Source organism: Actinoplanes sp. DH11, assembly GCF_020873875.1.
Lineage (GTDB): Bacteria > Actinomycetota > Actinomycetes > Mycobacteriales > Micromonosporaceae > Actinoplanes.
The window spans coordinates 21,034-40,580 of record NZ_JAHWGU010000051.1 but is presented as its reverse complement, the minus strand read 5'-3'; the positions used below and the strand labels follow the sequence as shown (position 1 = coordinate 40,580).

Here is a 19,547-nt window from a genome sequence, read left to right as displayed (position 1 = left end):
GCCTCTACGCCTACTGGACCGGCCACCACCTCCAAACCCCACACACCAGCCACCTCGCACGCCTACAACCCACCCCCTAACCACAATGGGCAACAGAGTCGCTAGCGCTACGAAATCGCTGTGATCAAGGGGTCGAAACCGCGATTTCGCATCGCTAGCAGATCAACATCGCCGCGCGGACCCAACGCGGCCGACCGCGACTACTTGTCCAGGGACCGCAACAGACCGGGGGGTAAGCAACCACCACGCTGCGTTTCCTGCCTCGCCGGCCGCTTCAACATCCCGGGCACCAGGGTCCACACCGTCCCGCCCTGCGTACCAGCACAAACCAGCGGAAAGGCCCGTACCGCCTACTTGACAAAGACAATCAGGACGCCCACAGAATGTGATCAAATCGCCAGCGCCACGGGCCAGCGCCACCGGCCAGGGCGACCGGCCAGCGCGACCGGCCAGCGCGACCGGCCGGGGCGGCCAAAGGCGGCCCAGGGCGCCGCAGCCGTCACCGCGCCGCCGTGCCAGGCCCGACCCCGCTAGTACGGCCAGCTGCGCGAAACGCTTCGCAGCAACCGCACACACGAGCCGAATCCAACCAGCTGGTGATCGTGGCAACTGCCCGCCCGCCATCGGGGAGCACCGGCCGGATCGCGGACGATACCGGCCGCCCACGCCCGTTGAGGGGGATTGCCGCCGCCGCTGGGCCGGGAGCGGCTAGATGGCCATGTCCACGAAACGCGACAGGTGCAGCTGCGCGGCCACGGTGACGGTGTCGGTGGGGCCGTTACGGTGTTTTGCGACGATGAAGTCGGCCTCGCCGGCGCGCGGGGACTCCTTGTCGTAGTAGTCGTCGCGGTGCAGCAGGATCACCACGTCGGCGTCCTGCTCGATGGAGCCGGACTCACGCAGGTCGGACAGCTGGGGGCGTTTGTCGGTCCGCTGCTCGGGACCACGGTTCAGCTGGCTCACCGCGATCACCGGGCATTCGATCTCCTTCGCCAGCAGTTTGAGACCACGGGAGAGCTCGGAGACCTCCTGCTGACGGCTCTCGGTCTTCTTCGGCGAACTCATCAGCTGGAGGTAGTCGATCACAAGCAGCCGCAGGTTGTGCCGCTGCTTGAGCCGTCGCGCCTTGGCCCGGATCTCCATCAGGTTCATGTTGGGGGTGTCGTCCACGAAGATCGGCGCCTGGCTGATCTCGCCCATCCGCCGGGCGAGCTTGGTCCAGTCGTCGTCGGAGAGCTGCCCCGACCGGAGGGTGTGCAGTGGCACCCGCGCCTCGGCGGAGAGCAACCGCATCACCATCTCGATCTTGCTCATTTCCAGCGAGAAGATGGCACTCGCGTGGCCGCTCTGGATGGCCGCGTTGCGGGCGAAGTCCATGCTGACCGTCGACTTACCGAGACCGGGACGGCCGGCCACGATGATCAGCTGGCCGGCGTGCAGCCCGTTGAGCAGGCGGTCGAGATCTTGGAAGCCGGTCGGCACACCTGTCATCACGCCACCGGCGGCGCCGACCGCCTCGATCTCGTCGAGGGTGGGCTGGAGCATGTCGCCGAGGGCTGCGAAGTCCTCGCTGACCCGCTTCTCGGTCACGTCGTAGATGGCCTGCTGCGCAAGATCGACGATGTCGTCGACGTCGCGGCCACCGTTGCCACCGGTGCCGTACCCCAATTGCACGATCTTCGTCCCGGCCTCGACCAGGCGGCGCAGGATGGCGCGCTCCGAGACGATGCGGGCGTAGTAGGAGGCGTTGGCCGCGGTCGGCACGCTCTCGATGAGGGTGTGCAGGTAGGGCACGCCGCCGATCCGCTGCAGCTCGCCGGAGTCGGCGAGCGCCGCCGCCACGGTCAGGGCGTCGGCCGGCTCACCTCGCCCGTACAGATCGAGGATGACGTCGTAGATCGTCGCGTGCACCGGCCGGTAGAAGTCGCCGACCTTGAGGATCTCGACCACGTCGGCGATGGCGTCCTTGGAGAGCAGCATGCCGCCGAGCACGCCCTGCTCGGCCGCCACGTCCTGCGGCGGGGCCTTGTCGAAGCCGGCGCCACCGCCGCCACCGCCACCGCTGGAGCTGCCACCGCTCTTGAAGTTGCCGCCGGCCGGCTGAGACGGCGGACGAGACTCCGGCCTTGCGTCGTCGGTGATCGACACCGGGAGACTCCTTCCGCCGGTCATGCCCGCTGCCCCTGATCGAACAACCTGGGTACGACACTTTCGGTTGAACCTCGGGCCCAGTTCAGAAGAACTTTCCGATCAATTTCGGGACCCGGGGCTGGACCACTGTACGAACCCGGCCGCCACCTGCCCAACAAGCGGACGGGCGAGCCTTGGGACAACCTGTGGACAGCACCCCCTCTCCCTGTGGGTAGCCCTGTGCACAGCATGTGGACAACTCCTGGGGACAGCGCGGGTACCCGTACCTCAGCAGGGGTTTTGTCGTCCCCACCTGTGGAGGGCAGAAAAGGTTCCGGATCAGGGGAAATATCGTGCGGGGTGAGCAAACCGTCGCGCTGAGGCGTTGCGGTTCGGCCCTGAGCACGTCACCCTTTCCACGTGGACCAACGGGAGTGGGACTACGGCGCCCGCATGTCGCGCGATCGGCGCGCTGCGGAGGCTTGGCCCACCCGTGAGCCCGAACCCGAGCCTGAACCCCGCTGGGCCTCACTCACCGACACCGGCAGCATGGCCCCCAGCGACGAGGCGCTCACCTGGCAGCGCCGCGCCGACGACTGGGCGGAGAAGGCCGAACTCGAGGTCTACGGCGGTGGCGGGCACGCCGTCGAGCAGACCGGGAACCACTGGTCGGACGTCGCCGCCACCGGCCGCACCGCCCTACCGGCGGAAGGCACCGGCTGGCGCACCGAGACCGCCGAGTGGCGAGCCACCGGCGCGCGCTGGCGGCAGACCACCGAGTGGCGTTCGTCGACCGGTTCACACGTGTGGCGATCCACCACCGAGGCGTGGCAAGCCGAGCAGGAACTCGCCGACGAGCGGGCCGCCATCCCGGGTACCGCCTGGCCCACCCCCGAGGCGGAGGAGACCGGCGACGCGCCCGCCTCCTGGCAGCGCCGGGCCACCACGCCGGTCGAGCAGACCCCGTCCTGGCAGCGCCCTTCCACACAGACCCCGTCCTGGCAGCAGCCGTCCACGTCCACTCCCTCGTGGCAGCAGCCCTCGACGTCCACTCCCTCCTGGCAGCAGCCGTCCGCCTCCACTCCCTCCTGGCAGCAATCGTCCGCAACACCGTCCTGGCAGCAGTCCGGTTCGACGCCGTCGTGGCAGCAGTCCGGCTCCACCCCGGCCTGGCAGGCCGGCGACCCGGGTTCGTCCCGGCGCGGTCGCGCCGCCGACGATCCGCCGGGTGAGAACACCACCGGCCTGGCGCGCTGGGAACGCACCGACGCGCCCGGCTGGCAGACCTCGCCCGCCGAGGACGCACGCCACCTGGTCCGGGAGGACGATCGTGCGGCCTGGCGCCGCGATGCGGCGTACCAGGAAGGTCCTCGCCGCGGCCGCCGCCGCGCCCCCGAGCCGGACGCCGCACCCGCCGGTGGAACCGGCTGGTCAACAGGATCAGAATCGGACAACTGGGCCCGCCACACCGACACCGGAAGTATTTCCCCCTTCGGTGCGCCCGCACCTTCCGCAGCCTGGGACGACGCTTCAGGGTCCGGGTCGCGGCGCGGGCGCCGGGCGACAACCCCGGTGGAGTACGCGCAGACGCCCTCCGACACCGGCTACCTGGACGACGCGGGTCGTGCCGACGCGGCAGGTCCCGCCGGGTACGACCGCCCCGAGCCGACCCGCTCCGACACACAGGCCGGTACACCGCGCTCGGACACCCGGGCCGGTGCGCCCCGCTCGGACACGCAGGCCCGGGGCGGACGTCCGCGGCGGTACAACCAGGGCACCACCGACTGGCGCGAGGACACCGCTTCCTGGACCGCCGAGCCGGACACCAGCAACTGGACGCGCGACCCGGACACCGGCCAGTGGAGCCGCGCCGAGGACGATCCGCGCGTCCTCGCCTGGCGCGCCGAGGCAGCCCGCCGCGAAGCCATGAAAGGCGATGATCCGGAACCGGACACCGACGACGCCGCACCCACCCGGGCCGGCCGCCGGTCCCGGCGCGGTCGTGGCACTGCTCCGGACGGTCCGGCGGGCGGCGTACCGGGCGGTCCGCTCCCGAGCAGTGACGCACCCGGCCCAGCGTGGCCGACAAGTGCGGTTCCGGACGAACCGGCGCAGAGCGGCTCGCGGGGGATGGCCATGCTGCCGGCCCCGCGCAGCAGCATGCCCAGCGACCGCACCAGCAGCAGCGTCCCGAGCAGTCGCCCGCGCAGCGCAATGCCGGGCGACGTCCCGTGGAGCGGCGCCCCGGCACCGGAGGGCGACCCCGGCCGGTTCCGCTCCGGCGGCTCACCGGCGGCATCCGACGATCCGCCGGGCCGCCGGGCACGCCAGGAGGGGTACGCCGCCGCACCACCCACCGGCGGTCGCCGCCGCGCGTCCGAACCTGATCAGACCGGTCGCGACGCTGCTCAGCCCTATCCGGGTGCCGGTCGGCCCTATCCCGATGCCCGCCAGCCGTACCCCGACGCGTACCCGGGCGCCGCCGAGCCGTCGTACCCGGACATTCGCGATGCCCCGCCCGGCTCCCGCCAGGCCCGCCGCCGTGGCGCCGACCCTGCCGACACCTCCGCCGAAGGTTGGCGTCAGGGCCCGATGCCACCGCGCCGCGAGTTGCCGGCCGGCGGTCCGCAGCGACCCGAACCGGAGATTCCGGAACCGCGCCGCGAGTCCCCTTACGGATCGCCACGCGCCCTGCCCGCCGGCGGCTCCCCACGAGCCACGTCGCCCTCACCGGCGTCCGGGATGCCCGCTTCGGGCGCTTCCTACGGCAGCTCTGACTTCGGCCGCGGTTACAGCGGTAGCGGTTACGGCGGTACCGGCTCCGGTCTTGGTCATGGCAACTCTGACGACGGCGCTTTCGGGGCCGGTCCCGGCGCTTTCGGATCCGATCCGCGTGGCACCGGCACCGATCGCCGCCCCGACCCGGGCCCCCGCGATCTGCCCGCTCCGGACCGGGCCTGGCCGGGCACGACACGTCCGGACGCACGGGACTCCGCACGGGGGTACGGCGCCGCCCGGGCACTTCCCGCCGGCAACTCCTGGGACGAGCGGTCCCGCGAGGCCCCCGCTGAGGGAAACACCCCCCGCGACGATCGGCGCGGCCAGTCCTGGGACGACTCGCGTACGGGCTCGCGCGGCCCCGCCTGGCAGGACGACTCGCGCACGGCACCGGGCGGCGCTCCGTGGCAGGACGCCTCCCGTGCCGCCCGGCGCGACCCGGACGGCGGCACATCCTGGCAGGACGCCTCCCGGGGGAATCCCAGCCGACCGGTGAGCGGCCCGTCCTGGCGGGACACCACCGGCGGCATGCCGTCCTCGCGCGACGCCGGCGACCGCCCCGACGAGGCCTCCCGCGGCGGTCGCCGCAGCGCTGCCGACAGCCCGTCCTGGGCCGACACCTCTCGCGGCGGATCGACCCGCCCCGCGAGCGGCCCGGCCTGGCAGGACTCCTCGCGCAGCACCCCGGCCTGGCAGGACTCCTCGCGCAGCACCCCGGCCTGGCAGGACTCCTCGCGCAGCACCCCGGCCTGGCAGGACTCCTCACGCAGCACCGCGGCCTGGCGCGACGAGCCCGGTGGCGCCGGCGCTCGTCCTGACGACCAGCGTGGCCCCGCCCGGCAGGAGAGCCCAAGCACGCCGTCCTGGCAGGAGGGTTCGAGCGGCCCGTCCTGGCGCGACGGCTCTCGTGGGCCTTCCCGGGGGGACGAGCGCCGGCCCACCTACGGCGCTGCCCGCGAACTGCCCGCCGGTCCGGGTGCCCGCCCGGTCAGCGGGCCGGCCTGGCCGGACCCGATGGGCGACGAGGGCCGCCGGCCCGGCTACGGCGGTGCCCGCGAACTGCCCGCCGGCTCGTGGGACGGCGGCGCGCGTGATGCGGCGAGCCGATCCGCTCAGGGGACCTGGGATGACGGACGGAACCCGGGCTACGGCACGGCCGACCTCGATCCGGCCGCACCCTGGCAAGGTGCCGCGCGACCGGCATCCGGGGTGCCTGATGCCTATCGGGGCGGGGAACAGCGCAAACCGGCGTACGGATCCGGCGAGCTGACCGCGGGTGGTGCGGCCTGGCCGGACCCGCTGGGCGGAACGCCGCGCCGGCCGGGCGCTCCCGGATACGGTTCGGACGCCGGCAGCGACAGTCGTGACGAGCCGCCGGCCGGTGGCGCGTACGGCGTGAGCACCGACCCCGCCGACTGGCTCGCCACGGAGCGTGCCGGTCGCCGGGGTGGACCTGGGTACCGCGACGGCGCCGGGCAGGGTGGTGAGACCGACTGGCGCCAGTCACTCGCGCAGCAGAGTGACCTCGCGGAGGGCGAGTCCCGCCGCTACGACACGTCGGACTTTCCCCCCTTTCGGCCCAGCGGGTCCGCAACGGTCACCGGATCGTCGAATCTGGCCCTGAGCGCCACCTCGGTCATCTCGACAGCCCCGGACGACGCCGGCACATCCGGCCGGCCCGGCCCGGCCACGCAAACCGGTACCGGCACACGAATCGGTACCGAAGCACGAACTGGCACCGCCGCCCGGCCCGGCCCGGACACGCCGTCCTGGGCATCGGCAGGCCCGGAAGCCGACGTCGACACCTCGTGGCCGCCCCGGCGCAGCACCGGCGCGTTCCAGGGCACCGGCTCCTACGAACGGCGGCCGGTCACCACGGGCCTCGTCGCGAGCGGCGGCACCGACCTGCTCGACCCGGACGACGACGAGGAGGACGAGCAGGCTGCCGGTGGGCCACTTGCGGCTGTCGGTTACACGGTGGTGTGGTACGGCGTACCCGTCGTCCTCTTCGTCGTCGGCATGTTCCTGCTCAACAGCGGTCAGCGGAACCATGCCCTGGAGACGCTCGCCGACGCCGCACCGGAGTTCGCCATCTCGCTGGCGCTGAGCATCGTGGTCGCGATCGGCCTGCGCTGGGCCACCAGCGCCTGGAAGGCCGCAAGCGTGGGCCTGGCCGCGGCAGTCGTGGGTGGCGGCCTGGCCACCGTCCTGAGTTCCGCCATCACCGGCAACAGCCTGAGCTAGCCGCCCGGGACGAGGGCAGCAAAAAGCGCGCCGGGCCACAGCCCGGCGCGCTCTCGCAGTGCGGTGTGTTACTTGGCGGCGACGACGTTCACCGGGAACGTCGCGGTCACCTCGGGGTGCAGCTTGACCGACACGTTGTAAGCACCCGTGGTCTTGATGTGACCCGGGAGCTCGAGACGGCGACGGTCGAGAGCCGGACCGCCGGCGGCCTTGACCGCGTCGACGATCTCGGCCGGGGTGATCGAGCCGAACAGACGCCCGCCGTTGCCGGAACGCGCGCTCAGCGTGACCTTGAGGCCGGCCAGCTGGCCCTTGACCTCGTTGGCCTGGCCCAGGTCACGGATCTCACGGGCCTCACGAGCCCGCTTGATGACCACAACCTGCTTCTCAGCGCCCTTGGTCCACTGGATCGCGAAACCCTGAGGCAGCAGGTAGTTGCGGCCGTAACCGTTCTTCACCTCGACGATGTCGCCGGGGGTGCCGAGGCCGGAAACTTCCTGAGTGAGGATGATCTTCATCTCGGTGCCCCCTCTCAGCGCGCCGTAGCCGTGTACGGCAGGAGCGCCATCTCACGGGCGTTCTTGACCGCGCGGGCAATCTGCCGCTGCTGCTGGGAGGTCACACCGGTGACGCGGCGGGCACGAATCTTGCCGCGGTCGGAGATGAACTTCCGCAGAAGCGCGGTGTCCTTGTAGTCGATGTAGGTGATCCCGTCCTTGTCGAGCGGGTTCACCTTCTTCTTCGGCTTGCGAAGCGCAGCAGCCTTGGCCATTGCTCTTAACTCCTGAACTCAAGAAAGCCCGAGGGCTTAGAAGGGAGGCTCATCGTCGAACGAGGAGTTGCCGCCGCCGGAGCGGCCGCCACCACTGGAGGCGGGCGCAGCCGTGGCCCAGGGGTCGTCGAAGTCGCGGTTTCCGCCGCCGCCCCCGCCGGTGTTCCCACTGGGCTGCCGGTTGCCACCACCGGAGGCGCCGAAGCCGCCGCCCCCGCCGCCGCCGGACCGGCTTGCCTTCTGCACCTTCGCCGTGGCGTAGCGCAGAGACGGGCCGATCTCGTCGACCTCGAGCTCGTAGACGGTGCGCTTCTCGCCCTCACGCGTCTCGTACGACCTCTGGCGCAGGCGACCCTGCACGATCACCCGAGCGCCGCGCTGCAGCGACTCGGCGACGTGCTCGGCAGCGTCACGCCAGATGTTGCACGCGAGGAAGAGTGGCTCGCCGTCTTTCCATTCGCCCGATTGCCGGTCCAAGGTCCGCGGCGTCGAAGCGATGCGGAACTTGGCGACCGCCGCACCCGACGGGGTGAAGCGCAGCTCAGGGTCATCGGTGAGGTTCCCGATGACCGTGATGGTGGTTTCTCCTGCCATGACTTCTCCTCGCCGCTTTCAGTCGTTGCCGCAAAGGGTCTCAGGACCCTCTGACAAAAACGCCTCAGCGGGTCTCGGGACGGATGACCTTGGTACGCAGGATGGACTCGTTGAGCCGGAGCTGACGGTCCAGCTCGGCCACGGCCTCGGGGGTCGCCTGAAGGTCGACGACGGCGTAGATGCCCTCGGCCTTCTTGTTGATCTCAAACGAGAGCCGGCGACGGCCCCAGACGTCGAGCTTCTCCACCGAGCCACCCGCGGTCCTGATGACGTTCAGGTACTGGTCGAGCGACGGGGCGACGGTGCGCTCCTCGAGCGAAGGGTCGAGGATCACCATGAGTTCGTAATGACGCAAGACATTCACCTCCTGTGGGCTGAACGGCCACGGTCTCTCCGTGGCAGGAGGTCTTGTGTCGTACGCAGAAGAAAGCCGTGGGTGACTTGAGCGCCCACGGCGAACACACTGCGAACCGAGCCAGCATACCCACCGAAGGCGTCCGGCCCAAAAACGGACGACCCCGTCCGAGGACGGGGTCGTCTGCGAAGAGCCGCGGGGCGTCCGGTCCGATTCGTTGGGTGGGACCTGGGGAGGAACGACCACACCGATGAGGTTGGACGCGTACGCCCCGCGGAGCTTTCAAGAGGGAGCTTACGACATATTCGCGCGAGATGCACGTTGTGACACGATTGCCCGAATCGCGGCGATTGAGACGCCGAGAACGCAAGTGAGCGCGGTGAGGCCGAGCAGCCCGATCGGCCGGCCCTCGCGGATCGGGCCGACGGCGGCGACCGGCTCGGTACCGGGCGAGTTCGACGGCTCCTCGACCCCCTGCACCGGCACGCCGGCGTCCTCGTCGCCGAGTGGCGTCTCGGCCGGCCCGGCGGCGGGTGCCGAGGCCGCGGCGGTCACCGGCGCACCGGCAGCCGCCGAGCTGGGCACCAGCCGCTGCCGGTCGCCGAGCGGCATGCCGGCGAAGGTGGGCGCGCCGACTCCGCCCGTACCCTGCGCCGGAGCCTTCGCCTTGACACGCTGATCGGTGCCGCTCTGCCCCGCTGTGGCCGCGCGGCTCGCGGCGACGGCGGGCCGCGCCCCGGACGGCTCCCGGTTGCCGGGTCGCACGGATTTCGGGCCGGTCCGCGTCGTGCGCGAGGCGTCGGAGGCGGCGCCGGCCCTGGTCGATTTGGCAGTGGTACGGGCCGGCGCGCCGGGCCTGGCCGGCTTGGACAGCGTGGCGGCGTTGCCCCCGGGTGTCGCGGGCGCCGGATCGGGCCGGCCCGCGGCGGCCGACGGCGACGCCGTCACGATCATCGGAACCACGCCCTGGCCGTTGTCGCAATCCGGGGTGAGCACCACCGACGTCGTACCGCGCCGGAACACCAGATCGGCCGAGCCGTTCTCCGGGATCACGCCTTTCGGCGCGCCGCCGAGCTTCAGCTGTGCGTCGTGTCCGGTGCGGTTGCGCACCTGGATGACGCTGTCGGCCGGGACCGTCATCGACTCGACGGTCGGCCTGGACTCGCACGTCAGACCGAGGACGCCGGTCCCGGTGAAGCTGACCCGCCGGTCGCCCGGATCGAGCTGCTCGGCACTCGCGGTCCCGTTGGCGAGCAATGGTGCGCCGAAGATCAGCCCGCTCAGGACCACTGCCGCCACCCGGTATCGGACCTGCCGCGCCATGCACCATCTCCCGAGATCGCCAACGGACACGCCGGTATCCGTCAAAACGTAATCAATGGACACAACGAGGACAGAGCGGGCACGTGACGCGTGCGGAAAGCGTCGTACCGGCGTCGTAGGCTCGTCCCATGCGCATCGGAGCCCACGTCGATTCCGCCGAACCCCTGGTCGAGGCCGCTGCTCGCGGTGCCGACGCGGTGCAGTTCTTCCTGACCGACCCACAGGGCTACAAATCGCCCCAGCCGCGGGCGGACGCCGAGCAGCTGCGGGCGGCCGAGGTCGACGTCTACATCCACGCGCCCTACATCGTGAACGTCGCCTCGCCCAACAACCGGATCCGGATCCCCAGCCGCAAGCTGCTCATGGCACACGCCCGGGCCGCCGCCGAGCTCGGCGCGAAAGGCCTGATCGTGCACGGCGGGCACGTGGGCGCGGGCGCCGACCTCGCGGCCGGCTTCGCGAACTGGCGGAAGGCCTTCGAGTATGCGGAGAAGGACGGCGGCCTGCCGCTCCCGGTCCTGATCGAGAACACGGCCGGTGGCGACAACGCCTGCGCCCGCCGCTTCGACGACCTGGCCCGCCTCTGGGACGAGGTCGGCGCGTTCGGTGCCGGCTTCTGCCTCGACACCTGTCACGCGTTCGCCGGCGGGGAGGACCTGGTCGGCATCGTCGATCGGGTCAAGTCCATCACGGGCCGGATCGACCTGATCCACGCCAACGATTCGAAGGGCGGATTCGACTCGGGCCAGGACCGCCACGACAACCTGGGGAGTGGGAAGATCGACCCCGAGTTGGTGGTGGCCGCGATCCGCGCCGCCGGGGCGCCCGCCATCGTGGAGACCCCGGGTGGCACGGAGGGCCAGTCCGCCGACATCGCCCTTCTGCGCGAGCGCGCGGGCGGCTGAGTCACCGGCACGGGAGGGTCATGACCGAGCAGCAGCACCCGATCTCACCGGCACCCGCCGGAGAGAACGGGTTGCCCTCCACCGCACCGAGCCGGCCGGAGGCAAGCGCGCCGGCTCGGCCGCGGCGACGCTTCGGCTTCTTCCGCGCCAAGAAGGCCAAACCACCGACAGAGGCAAAACCAGCCCTCGAAGCGAAGCCTGATGTTGAGGTGAAGCCCGGGACTGAGGAGGCGCCGCGTATTCCGGCGCAGCGGACGGCCGCGTCCAGCGGTGATGCGGTCGCGGGGCAGGTGGAGGGCACTTCTGGCGGCAAGCCGGCGGGCTCGGGAACATCGGCCCCAGCGGCGCCGGACCCGGGCAAGCCATCTCCGGCCGCACCGGAACCAGGCAAGCCGTCCTCGGCCGCGTCGGAGCCGGGCAAGGAGCGCGCCGCGGCGGGCACGGCGACGAAGAAGAAGGTTCCCAAGCAGCGGGCGCAGCTTCCCACCAGCCGGCCGCCCGGTGCCCCGCCGGATCCCTGGACCGTCTTCGCCACCATCCCCGAGCAGCCGCCCAGCCGGGTCCGCCGCGCGCTGGCGCCCGTCGTCCGGGTGCTGAGCCACGAGTGGGCCCTGGCGCTGTACGCGAGCGTGCTCCTCGCCGTCCTCATGACGTGGCCGGTCCTGCGCCACCCGCTGGGCACCCTTCCGCAGGACCTGGGCGATCCGGCGCGGCAGGCGTGGCAACTCGCCTGGGCCGGACACATCCTGATCACCGATCCGGTGCGGCTGTGGCAGGCCAACGCCTACTTCCCGCTCGCCGACAGCTTCGCCTTCGGTGACAGCCTGCTCGGCTACGCGCCGCTCGCGATGATCGGCGCCGGCCCGGAAGCGGCGGTCCTCCGCTACAACGTGCTCTTCGTCGTCGCGCACGCGCTGCTCGCGTTCGGCGCCTACGCCCTGGTGCGGCAGCTCGGCGCCCGGCCCACCGGTGCGGCGGTTGCCGCGATCGCGTTCGCCTACGCGCCGTGGCGCCTCGCCCAGGAGGGCCACCTCGACATCATCTCGGCGGGCGGCATCCCGCTGGCCCTGGCAATGCTGGCACGCGGGCACGGCTGGTCCCTGCGGTACGGCCTGCGCCCGGACCGCCGCAGCGCCGGCTGGGCGGCCGCCGGCTGGGTGGTCGCGGCCTGGCAGGTCACGCTCGGTTTCTCCCTGGGCATCCCCTTCGCGTACGTGCTCGGCCTCATCCTGCTGACCCTGCTCGTCGGCTCGATTGTCCGCCGGCTCCGGCAATCCGGTCATCGGCCCCTGGTCCGACTCCTGCACCGGCCGGCGGTTCCGCTGCTCGGCTGGCGGCTGGCGGTCACCGACACCCTGGGTGCGCTGATCTTCGCCGGGGTGGCGCTGCTGATCGCGGTGCCCTATACGCGCGTTCCGGACAGTTCCACCCGTACCCAAGAGATCGATTTCTTCTCACCACCGCTGCACAGCCTCCTGATCGGGCCCGCCGAGTCGCGTGTCTGGGGCGCCGCCCACGAAACCACCCGCTCGTCGCTCGGCTGGGCCGCGGAGATGTCGCTGCTGCCCGGCGTCGTGCTCTACGCGCTGGCCCTGGCCGGGCTGGCGTTCTCGGTCTGGCACCTGAGGCACCGGATGGCTCTCATGGTCGCCGTCACGGTGGCCGTGGTCCTGACACTCGGCACCAACTACCTCGGCGGGCACTACACCTACCTGCCGTTGTTCGGCCACTACCCGGCGTCGTTCGACCAGCGCATCCCCGGCCGGCTGATGCTCTGGGTGACGCTGCTGCTGGTGATCCTGGCGGCCGGCGCCGTCGACGACTTCGTCCGCCGGGCCCTGCACCTGGCCGCCCAGCGCGTCCCGCCGTGGCCGGGGCCGTGGCTGCGTCTGGCCATGCTGACCCCGCTGATCCTGGTCGCCCTGGAAGGCTGGAACAGCACACCCCACCCGGCCGTCCCGGACCAGCCGGCGGCGATGCGCACGGTCACCGGCTCGATGCTGGTGCTGCCGACCACCGATCTCGGCGATCAGACGGTGCAGCTCTGGTCGACGTCGCGGTTCGAGCCGCTCGCCAACGGCGGCGGCACGTTCGCGGCGGTCCGGCAGAGCGAGTTGCGCAGCCGGGTCGCGTCGTTCCCGGACGAGGGCAGCATCCAGTACCTGCGCTCGATCGGCGTGACGAAGGTGGTGCTGCTGCGTGAGCAGGTGGTGGGTACGCCGTGGGAGCGGGCCGGCGACATCCCGGTGGACGCCCTCAACATCCGGCGTGAGGACCTGCCCGACGCGGTCGTCTTCCACCTGGACCCAGCCGCAGCCCCGCAGCAACCACCGCCGGGCCAGACCACCGTCCCGCAGCAGCCCGGGCAGACCCCGATCCCGCAGCAACAGCCCGGCCTGACCACGGCACCCCAGCAGCAGCCCGGCTTGACCACGGCACCGCAGCAACAGCCCGGCCTGACCACGGCACCGCAACAGCAGCCCGGGCTCGCCACAGTCCCGCAGCAACAGCCGGGCCTGACGACGGTTCCGCAGCAACCGCCGGCACTTGCCGCAGTCCCGCAGGAGACGCTGAGCTGACCTCGGGGATCAGCTCTTCAGAGCGAGCGGCGGCGGTGGTGTGGCGTCGGTATCGGTATCGGCATGGGCATCGTCCCCCGCCGCCACCGCCTCCTTGGACGGCCCCAGCCCGAACAAGCGCCGGAACCCGGTGACCCACGGCGCCTCCGGACCGTCCAGCGGCCCCGCCTCCGGGTCGAGCCCGTCGTAGGACTGCCGGACCACGTCCAGCTCCGGCCGCCAGATCTCCCGCGCCACGAGTCCGAAGAGGAGGGCCACGGTGACCAGCCGCGCGGTCGAGGCGAGCACGAACAAGCCCTCCGGGATGACCGTCTTGCCGCCGGCGCCGATCAGTTCGGCGTAGAAGGCCGCCAGGTAGCCCACCTCGGCGATGGTCCACGCGATGATCGCGCCCCACTTCGGCCGGGCCAGGACGATGAGAGGCAGGAGCCAGAGCACGTACTGCTGCGACCACACCTTGCTGAAGAGCAGGAACGCGGCGACGACCAGGAACGCGGTCTGTGCCAGCCGTGGCCGGCGCGGCGCGAGCAGGCCGAGGACCAGGATGCCGAGGCAGGCGAGACCGAAGAGGGCGTACGACACGTAGTTGAGCGTCGGGATGTTGTTGCTCAGCCACTGGAACGGGCCCTGATCGCCGGCGCCGCCGCTGGCCCATTTTCCGTCCAGGTACCGCCCGACATACCAGAACGTGCCCCAGTCGATCGGCCGTTCCGAGTTGAGCCGGAAGAAGCGCAGCCAGCTCTCGTGGTACCAGTAGAAGACCGGGAAGTTCGCCAGTGCCCAGGTGACGCCGGTCGCGAGGAACGCGCTCCAGAACGGCCGCAGCCGCCCGGTCCGCAGCGCCAGGATGAGGATCGGCCCGAGCAGGAACAGTGGCCAGAGTTTTGCCGCGGCGCCCAGCCCGAAGAAGATGCCGGCCCAGACCGGTTTGCGCTGCACCCACAGGTAGAGGCCGTAGACGGCGAGCCCGATCGCCAGGAAGTCCCAGTTGATCGTGGCGGTGAGCAGCAGGATCGGCGAGAGCGCGAAGATGGCCGCGTCCCAGGGGCGGCGCCGGCGCAGCGCCAGGATGATCGCCACGGTGGCGACCGCGAAGAGGGAGAGCACCAGGGCGTTCGCGTTGTAGAACCAGCTGCCCTGGTTGATGTCGGGGTGGCTTTCACCGTACGAGTGCACCGGCAGCCCCAGCGCACCCATGAAGTAACCGGTGACGACCGGGTATTCCACCGGGTGGTCCACGTAGGGCACTTTGCCCTCGTTGATGCCCTCGGCGTAGTAGAGCGCCAGCACGTCGGTGTAGCAGTACCGGGTGTACTGCATGTTCTTCTGCCAGTTCCCGTCCATGCAGGGTGACTTCTGCACCCAGGAGAGCGCGAGGACCAGGCAGGTCAGCGCCAGGACGATCCGTGGCGCGGTCCAGAACCGGCCGGGCCGCGACTCGGGTCGCACCGCGTGCGAGCCGAGCGGGCCACCGATCATCTGGGAGAGTCCCCGTACGAAACCGTCCGAGGTCGCTTTCGAGACGCCAGGCTGTTCGTCAGACGGTTTCGTGCTCATGACTTGGCATCATGCCGCATCTGGCGCCCGAAGCGGTGACGGGCCGCTGTGTCACACCGATCTCCAACGGCGAAGCGCCCCACCTCACGAGGAGATGGGGCGCTTGCGGTGAAGCCGTACGTCAGTCGCTTTCCTGGGTGGCCGGAGCCTCCGCGTTGCCCTGGCCTTGGCCTTGGCCTTGGCCTTGGCCCTGGCCGGGTTGCTGACCCTGACCCGGCTGCTGGCCCTGGCCGGGTTGCTGACCCTGACCCGGCTGCTGACCCTGGTCCGGCTGCTGGCCGCCCTGGCCCTGGCAGAGAACCGGGAACTGCTCGCAGACCTGGTTCTGGTTCGGGTCCTCGGTCTGGACCGGCGGGGGCGGCGGCGGCTCCTGGCCGTTCGCGTACTCGCTGTCCGGGTCACCCGTCTCGATCCGGTCCGGGAACTCTTCCTTGTCCCACTTGAGTTCGTCGACGACTGTCTCGATGAACTCTTCCCAGATCGCGGCCGGCGTGCCGGAACCGAACATCTTGCCGCCGTCGGCTTCCTTGAGCTGCACCTTGTTACCGGCGCCGCCGACCCAGACGGTCACCGCCATCTGCGGGATGCCGCCGACGTACCAGGTGTCGCCGTTGCCCTTCTTGAACTCCCAGGTACCCGACTTGGCGACCGACTGGCGACCGTCCGAGATCCGGTGGTCCTGCGACTTCGGGATCTCCGACATGACACCGAGCAGGTTGGACATCTGCGCGGCGTCGAAGACCTTCTTGCCCTTCAGGTTCTCGGTCTTGACGGTCGCCTCTTTGCCGGTGTTCGAGTCGCGCTTCTTCACCGTCTTGATGAAGTGCGCGTCGTGCCGGACACCGCCGTTGACGATGGTGGCGACACCCTGGGCGTGCTCGAGCGGAACCACGCGGTACTGACCGAAGGCGACCTCGTTGTCGAAGTAGCCGCCGCTCTTCCACTTGGCGGCGTTGGTCTTGGTCAGGTCGACCATCTCGCCGCCCGGGTGGCTGTCCTTGCCGTCGGTCCACATGTAACGGATACCGGCGTCACGGGCCGCCGCGATGACCTTGTCCCGGCCGATGTTGTTGGCGATCCAGTAGAACGGGAAGTTGTACGACTTGACGGTCGACGTCTCGAGGTCGCAGTACTTGATCTTGCCCTGACAGACGTTGCTGTCCTCGGCACCGGCGTTACTGATCTTGGTGCCGTTCGGGCGCAGCTTCGAGCCGTCCCACGTGGTCTTGAAGGAGATGTTCTCCTTCAGGCCCGCCGCCAGGGTGTAGATCTTGAACGTCGAGCCCGGGGACTGGCCGCCGTAGTCGACGATGCCGCTGCCGTCACCGGCCATGTAGCTGCCGTAGTCGGTGCCGTTGGGGTCGTCGCCGGCGTAGTAGCCGAGGACCTGACCGGTGTCCGGGTCGATGCCGATCACCGCGGACTGGTAGCCCTTCGGGCGCTTGTACAACGGCGACGACTTGCTCAGGCGCGATCCGGCCTGCTCGGCCGCCTTCTGCACCTTCGGGTTGATCGTCGTCGTGATCGTGTAGCCGCCCTTCTGCAACTCCTCCTCGGAGATGCCGAGCTCGCGAAGCTCGAACTTCACGTGCCGCATAATCATGCCGACCGGCTTGCCGTCCGCACAGGTCTTGCAGGTGGCGCCCTTGCTGGGCTTGTTGACCTTGGGGTACGCCCGCTTGTCGTACTGCTCCTGGGTCATCCAGCCCATCTTGAGCATGTTGTCGAGCGTGTACTCCCAGCGACCCTTGGCCTCTTCGAGGTTGTAGTTCGGGTCGTAGCCCTGGTGCGCGTCGTTCGGGTAGGGCTGCTTGATGATCGAGGCGAGAACCGCGGCCTGGTAGACGTTGATCTCGTTCTTCGCGCCCTTGACGACCGAGGCGTTGAAGTACCCGTTCGCAGCGGCCTCGGCGCCGTAACGGCCCTCACCGAGGTCGATGTAGTTCAGGTACATGCCCATGATCTGGTCTTTGTCGTACTTCGACTCGAGCTTGCGGGCGATGACGGCCTCACGCAGCTTCCGGCTGTAGCTGATCTCCTTGAGATCGGCGACGTGCCGTGCGTACTGCTGGGTGATCGTCGAGGCGCCCTGCTTGCTGCCGCCGGTGAAGTTGTTCCACGCGGCGCGGGCGATGCCCTTCATGTCGATGCCGTTGTGGTCGTAGAAGTTCTTGTCCTCGGCGGCCGCGACGGCGTTCTTCATCACGTCGCTGATGTTCTGGTAGGGGACGTTGATGCGCGGCGAGCCTTCCTTCGCCAGCACGTTCCCCTTGACATCGCGGATGACGTTCATCTGCTCCTCCGCCTGTGGCGTGGGGAGCTCGACGTCGTCGAAGAAGTAGGTGCCGCCGACGATGCCGACACCGAGCATGATCACCAGAACGGCGGCCATGGCGGTGAGGATGTTGGCGCGACGGTGCTTCTTGTCGGCCTTGCTGCGGCCGCCACCACGCCCGGGGCCGCTGCCACCCGGACCGCCGGGGCCGCCCGGCCCACCGGGACCGCCAGGGCCACCGGGACCACCCGGTGGGACCGGCCGCACCGCGGCCCGCGCCACCGAGGCCCGGCCACCGACCGGCGGGACCGAGGCCGCGCCGACCCGCGCCGAACCCACCGGGGCGCCACCGACGGCCGCGGAGCCCACCGAGGCACGCCCGGCCGGGCCACCGACCGAGGCGGAACCGACGGAAGCCGAGCCGACCGAGGCCGACCCCACCGACGCCCGGCCTGCTGAAGCGCCGCCCACCGACGCACGCCCGGCCGGACCGCCCACCGAGGCCGCCCCCGAGGGGCGGCCCGCTGGCTCGTCGTCAGGCGTGGAAGCAGCGGACGGCCCGGGCACTCGGGCCCGGGCTCGTGCGGACTGCGGATCGCCGTACGCGTTCATTTCTTCACACCTACCGGTCGCGGGGGCGCGGCCGGCCGGCCCGGCGGGGCCGTCCTGACAGTGCGCCTCGAGCGGACGTTGCCGACTGCCCCGCGGGCAGCCGTCGAGTCGAATCCTGGAAGTAACAGAACTTCGGTCCCAAACCTGTACACGGTAACGAGATCGAACCGGTTCACCGACGACCCTCCCCGCCATGTGACGACGAGCCTGCTGCGAGCGGCGTGTCGGCGTCCGATTCGGAGAGACCGTCCCGGCCGAGCACGTACCGCTCGATCAGGTGGTTCCAGGCGCAGGACCTGCACACCTCGACCACGAAGACCTGGAACTCACGCAGTGTCATCGCCAGCACGGGCAACTCGGCGAGTTTCCGGGCCTGGCCGGCGGATTGCTTGAGCTCTTCGCCATAGACGTAGTGCACAAGTGTCAGGTTGTCCCGGCGGCAGATCGGGCATCGTTCGTCGGTCGGCTCGCCGTGATATGTCGCCGCGTTTCTCAAGTAAGGAGACGCGTCACACACCTCAAGCGTGGGTACCCGGCCGTACCGGACGTCACGCAGGACTGCTCGCCTCTGTAGCGAGTAGTCGATGACCTGCCGCTGCGTGCGCATGGCGAAGAGAGTACGCGGTCGTCGCGAGCCCGGCGACCGTCATCACTCAGCGTGGCGTGGCGACTCCGGAGCATGTCCGAGTTGCGCGGGTGTCTGCGCCGATCTACGGTTGCGATGTATCGGACCGATACATCGGGCACAGACCTCAGGGAGGGACCGGGTGCTGGAACTGGCGATCCTCGGGCTCCTCCAGGAGACCCCGATGCACGGTTACGAGCTCCGCAAGGAGCTCGCCACCAAACTCGGCATGCTTCGCGCCGCCATCAGTTACGGCACGCTGTACCCGACGCTCAAGCGGCTGAAGCTGGCCGGATGGATCAGCGAAGCCGAGACGAACAGCGACATCATTCCCCCGATGACCAGCAAACGGGGCCGAGTTGTCTACAAGATCACGGCCGAGGGCAAGGAACGCTTCGCGGACCTGCTGACCCAGACCGGCCCGGAGACCTACGACGACACCGGCTTCGGCGTGCACTTCACGTTCTTCTCGCGTACCGACCAGGCGACCCGCCTGCGGATCCTGGAGGGTCGCCGGCGTCGCGTCGAGGAGCGCCGCGAGGGGCTGCGTGAGGTTCTCGCCCGTGCTGCCGACCGCCTCGACGCCTACACGCTGGAACTTCAGCGGCACGGGCTCGACGCGTGCGAGCGCGAGGTCCGCTGGCTGGAGGAACTGATCACCAACGAACGTTCGGGCCGCGCACCCAGCCGAGGCCGGACGTTGTCAAGCGAGGCGCCCGCCGTGACGGCGAGCGGCCCGGAAACCGCAACACCCCCGGAACTACCGCGTCCGCACCCGGACCGGCCGTGATGAACAAC

13 protein-coding genes are annotated in these 19,547 nt (G+C 70.4%); 4 read left to right on the top strand and 9 right to left on the bottom strand.

The features are described from left to right. Window positions 1–708: 708 nt before the first annotated feature. A complete protein-coding gene (dnaB, locus tag LPA41_RS39815; RefSeq protein ID WP_255691723.1) occupies window positions 709–2,172 on the bottom strand; it encodes a replicative DNA helicase in 1,464 nt (487 codons plus the stop codon). A 378-nt stretch (window positions 2,173–2,550) separates the two neighbouring features. Between dnaB and LPA41_RS39810 the strand changes: the two genes are divergently transcribed. After that, window positions 2,551–7,152, top strand: a complete 4,602-nt coding sequence (locus LPA41_RS39810) for a hypothetical protein (RefSeq protein ID WP_229076679.1) — start codon at window positions 2,551–2,553, stop codon at window positions 7,150–7,152. Window positions 7,153–7,220: 68 nt separating this feature from the next. Here the strand turns inward: LPA41_RS39810 and rplI are convergent, their stop codons facing one another. The 5 genes from rplI to LPA41_RS39785 all read right to left on the bottom strand — a co-directional run bounded on the left by rplI (window position 7,221) and on the right by LPA41_RS39785 (window position 10,196). Continuing rightward, window positions 7,221–7,670 (bottom strand): 50S ribosomal protein L9, encoded by a 450-nt coding sequence (gene rplI / locus LPA41_RS39805; RefSeq protein WP_229076678.1) that lies wholly within the window; start codon window positions 7,668–7,670, stop codon window positions 7,221–7,223. Window positions 7,671–7,684: 14 nt separating this feature from the next. Then, on the bottom strand, window positions 7,685–7,924 hold the full coding sequence (gene rpsR / locus LPA41_RS39800; RefSeq protein ID WP_007073789.1) for a 30S ribosomal protein S18: 240 nt from the start codon (window positions 7,922–7,924) through the stop codon (window positions 7,685–7,687). 36 nt (window positions 7,925–7,960) lie between these two features. Continuing rightward, window positions 7,961–8,518 carry a single-stranded DNA-binding protein gene (locus LPA41_RS39795; protein WP_229076677.1) on the bottom strand — a complete coding sequence of 186 codons (558 nt, stop codon included), beginning with the start codon at window positions 8,516–8,518 and terminating at the stop codon, window positions 7,961–7,963. 64 nt (window positions 8,519–8,582) lie between these two features. After that, window positions 8,583–8,873: a 30S ribosomal protein S6 gene (gene rpsF, locus LPA41_RS39790; protein WP_014448192.1), complete on the bottom strand. Its 291-nt coding sequence runs from the start codon at window positions 8,871–8,873 to the stop codon at window positions 8,583–8,585. A 294-nt stretch (window positions 8,874–9,167) separates the two neighbouring features. Further along, window positions 9,168–10,196 (bottom strand): hypothetical protein, encoded by a 1,029-nt coding sequence (locus LPA41_RS39785; protein WP_229076676.1) that lies wholly within the window; start codon window positions 10,194–10,196, stop codon window positions 9,168–9,170. 128 nt (window positions 10,197–10,324) lie between these two features. Here LPA41_RS39785 and LPA41_RS39780 point away from each other — a divergent pair, with 128 nt between their 5' ends. Together LPA41_RS39780 and LPA41_RS39775 are read left to right on the top strand one after the other, a co-directional pair. Then, window positions 10,325–11,101, top strand: a complete 777-nt coding sequence (locus tag LPA41_RS39780; RefSeq protein ID WP_229076675.1) for a deoxyribonuclease IV — start codon at window positions 10,325–10,327, stop codon at window positions 11,099–11,101. A gap of 20 nt (window positions 11,102–11,121) precedes the next feature. Beyond that, a complete protein-coding gene (locus LPA41_RS39775) occupies window positions 11,122–13,680 on the top strand; it encodes a hypothetical protein (RefSeq protein WP_374238277.1) in 2,559 nt (852 codons plus the stop codon). Window positions 13,681–13,689: 9 nt separating this feature from the next. Here the strand turns inward: LPA41_RS39775 and LPA41_RS39770 are convergent, their stop codons facing one another. The 3 genes from LPA41_RS39770 to LPA41_RS39760 form a co-directional block, all read right to left on the bottom strand. Beyond that, entirely contained in the window at window positions 13,690–15,237 is a 1,548-nt protein-coding gene (locus LPA41_RS39770) for a glycosyltransferase family 87 protein (protein ID WP_229076674.1), read from the bottom strand. 121 nt (window positions 15,238–15,358) lie between these two features. After that, a complete protein-coding gene (locus LPA41_RS39765) occupies window positions 15,359–17,953 on the bottom strand; it encodes a transglycosylase domain-containing protein (RefSeq protein ID WP_308036671.1) in 2,595 nt (864 codons plus the stop codon). 343 nt (window positions 17,954–18,296) lie between these two features. Beyond that, entirely contained in the window at window positions 18,297–18,731 is a 435-nt protein-coding gene (locus LPA41_RS39760; RefSeq protein ID WP_229076672.1) for a DUF5318 domain-containing protein, read from the bottom strand. A gap of 160 nt (window positions 18,732–18,891) precedes the next feature. Between LPA41_RS39760 and LPA41_RS39755 the strand changes: the two genes are divergently transcribed. Beyond that, window positions 18,892–19,539 (top strand): PadR family transcriptional regulator, encoded by a 648-nt coding sequence (locus tag LPA41_RS39755; RefSeq protein ID WP_229076671.1) that lies wholly within the window; start codon window positions 18,892–18,894, stop codon window positions 19,537–19,539. Window positions 19,540–19,547 lie beyond the last annotated feature (8 nt).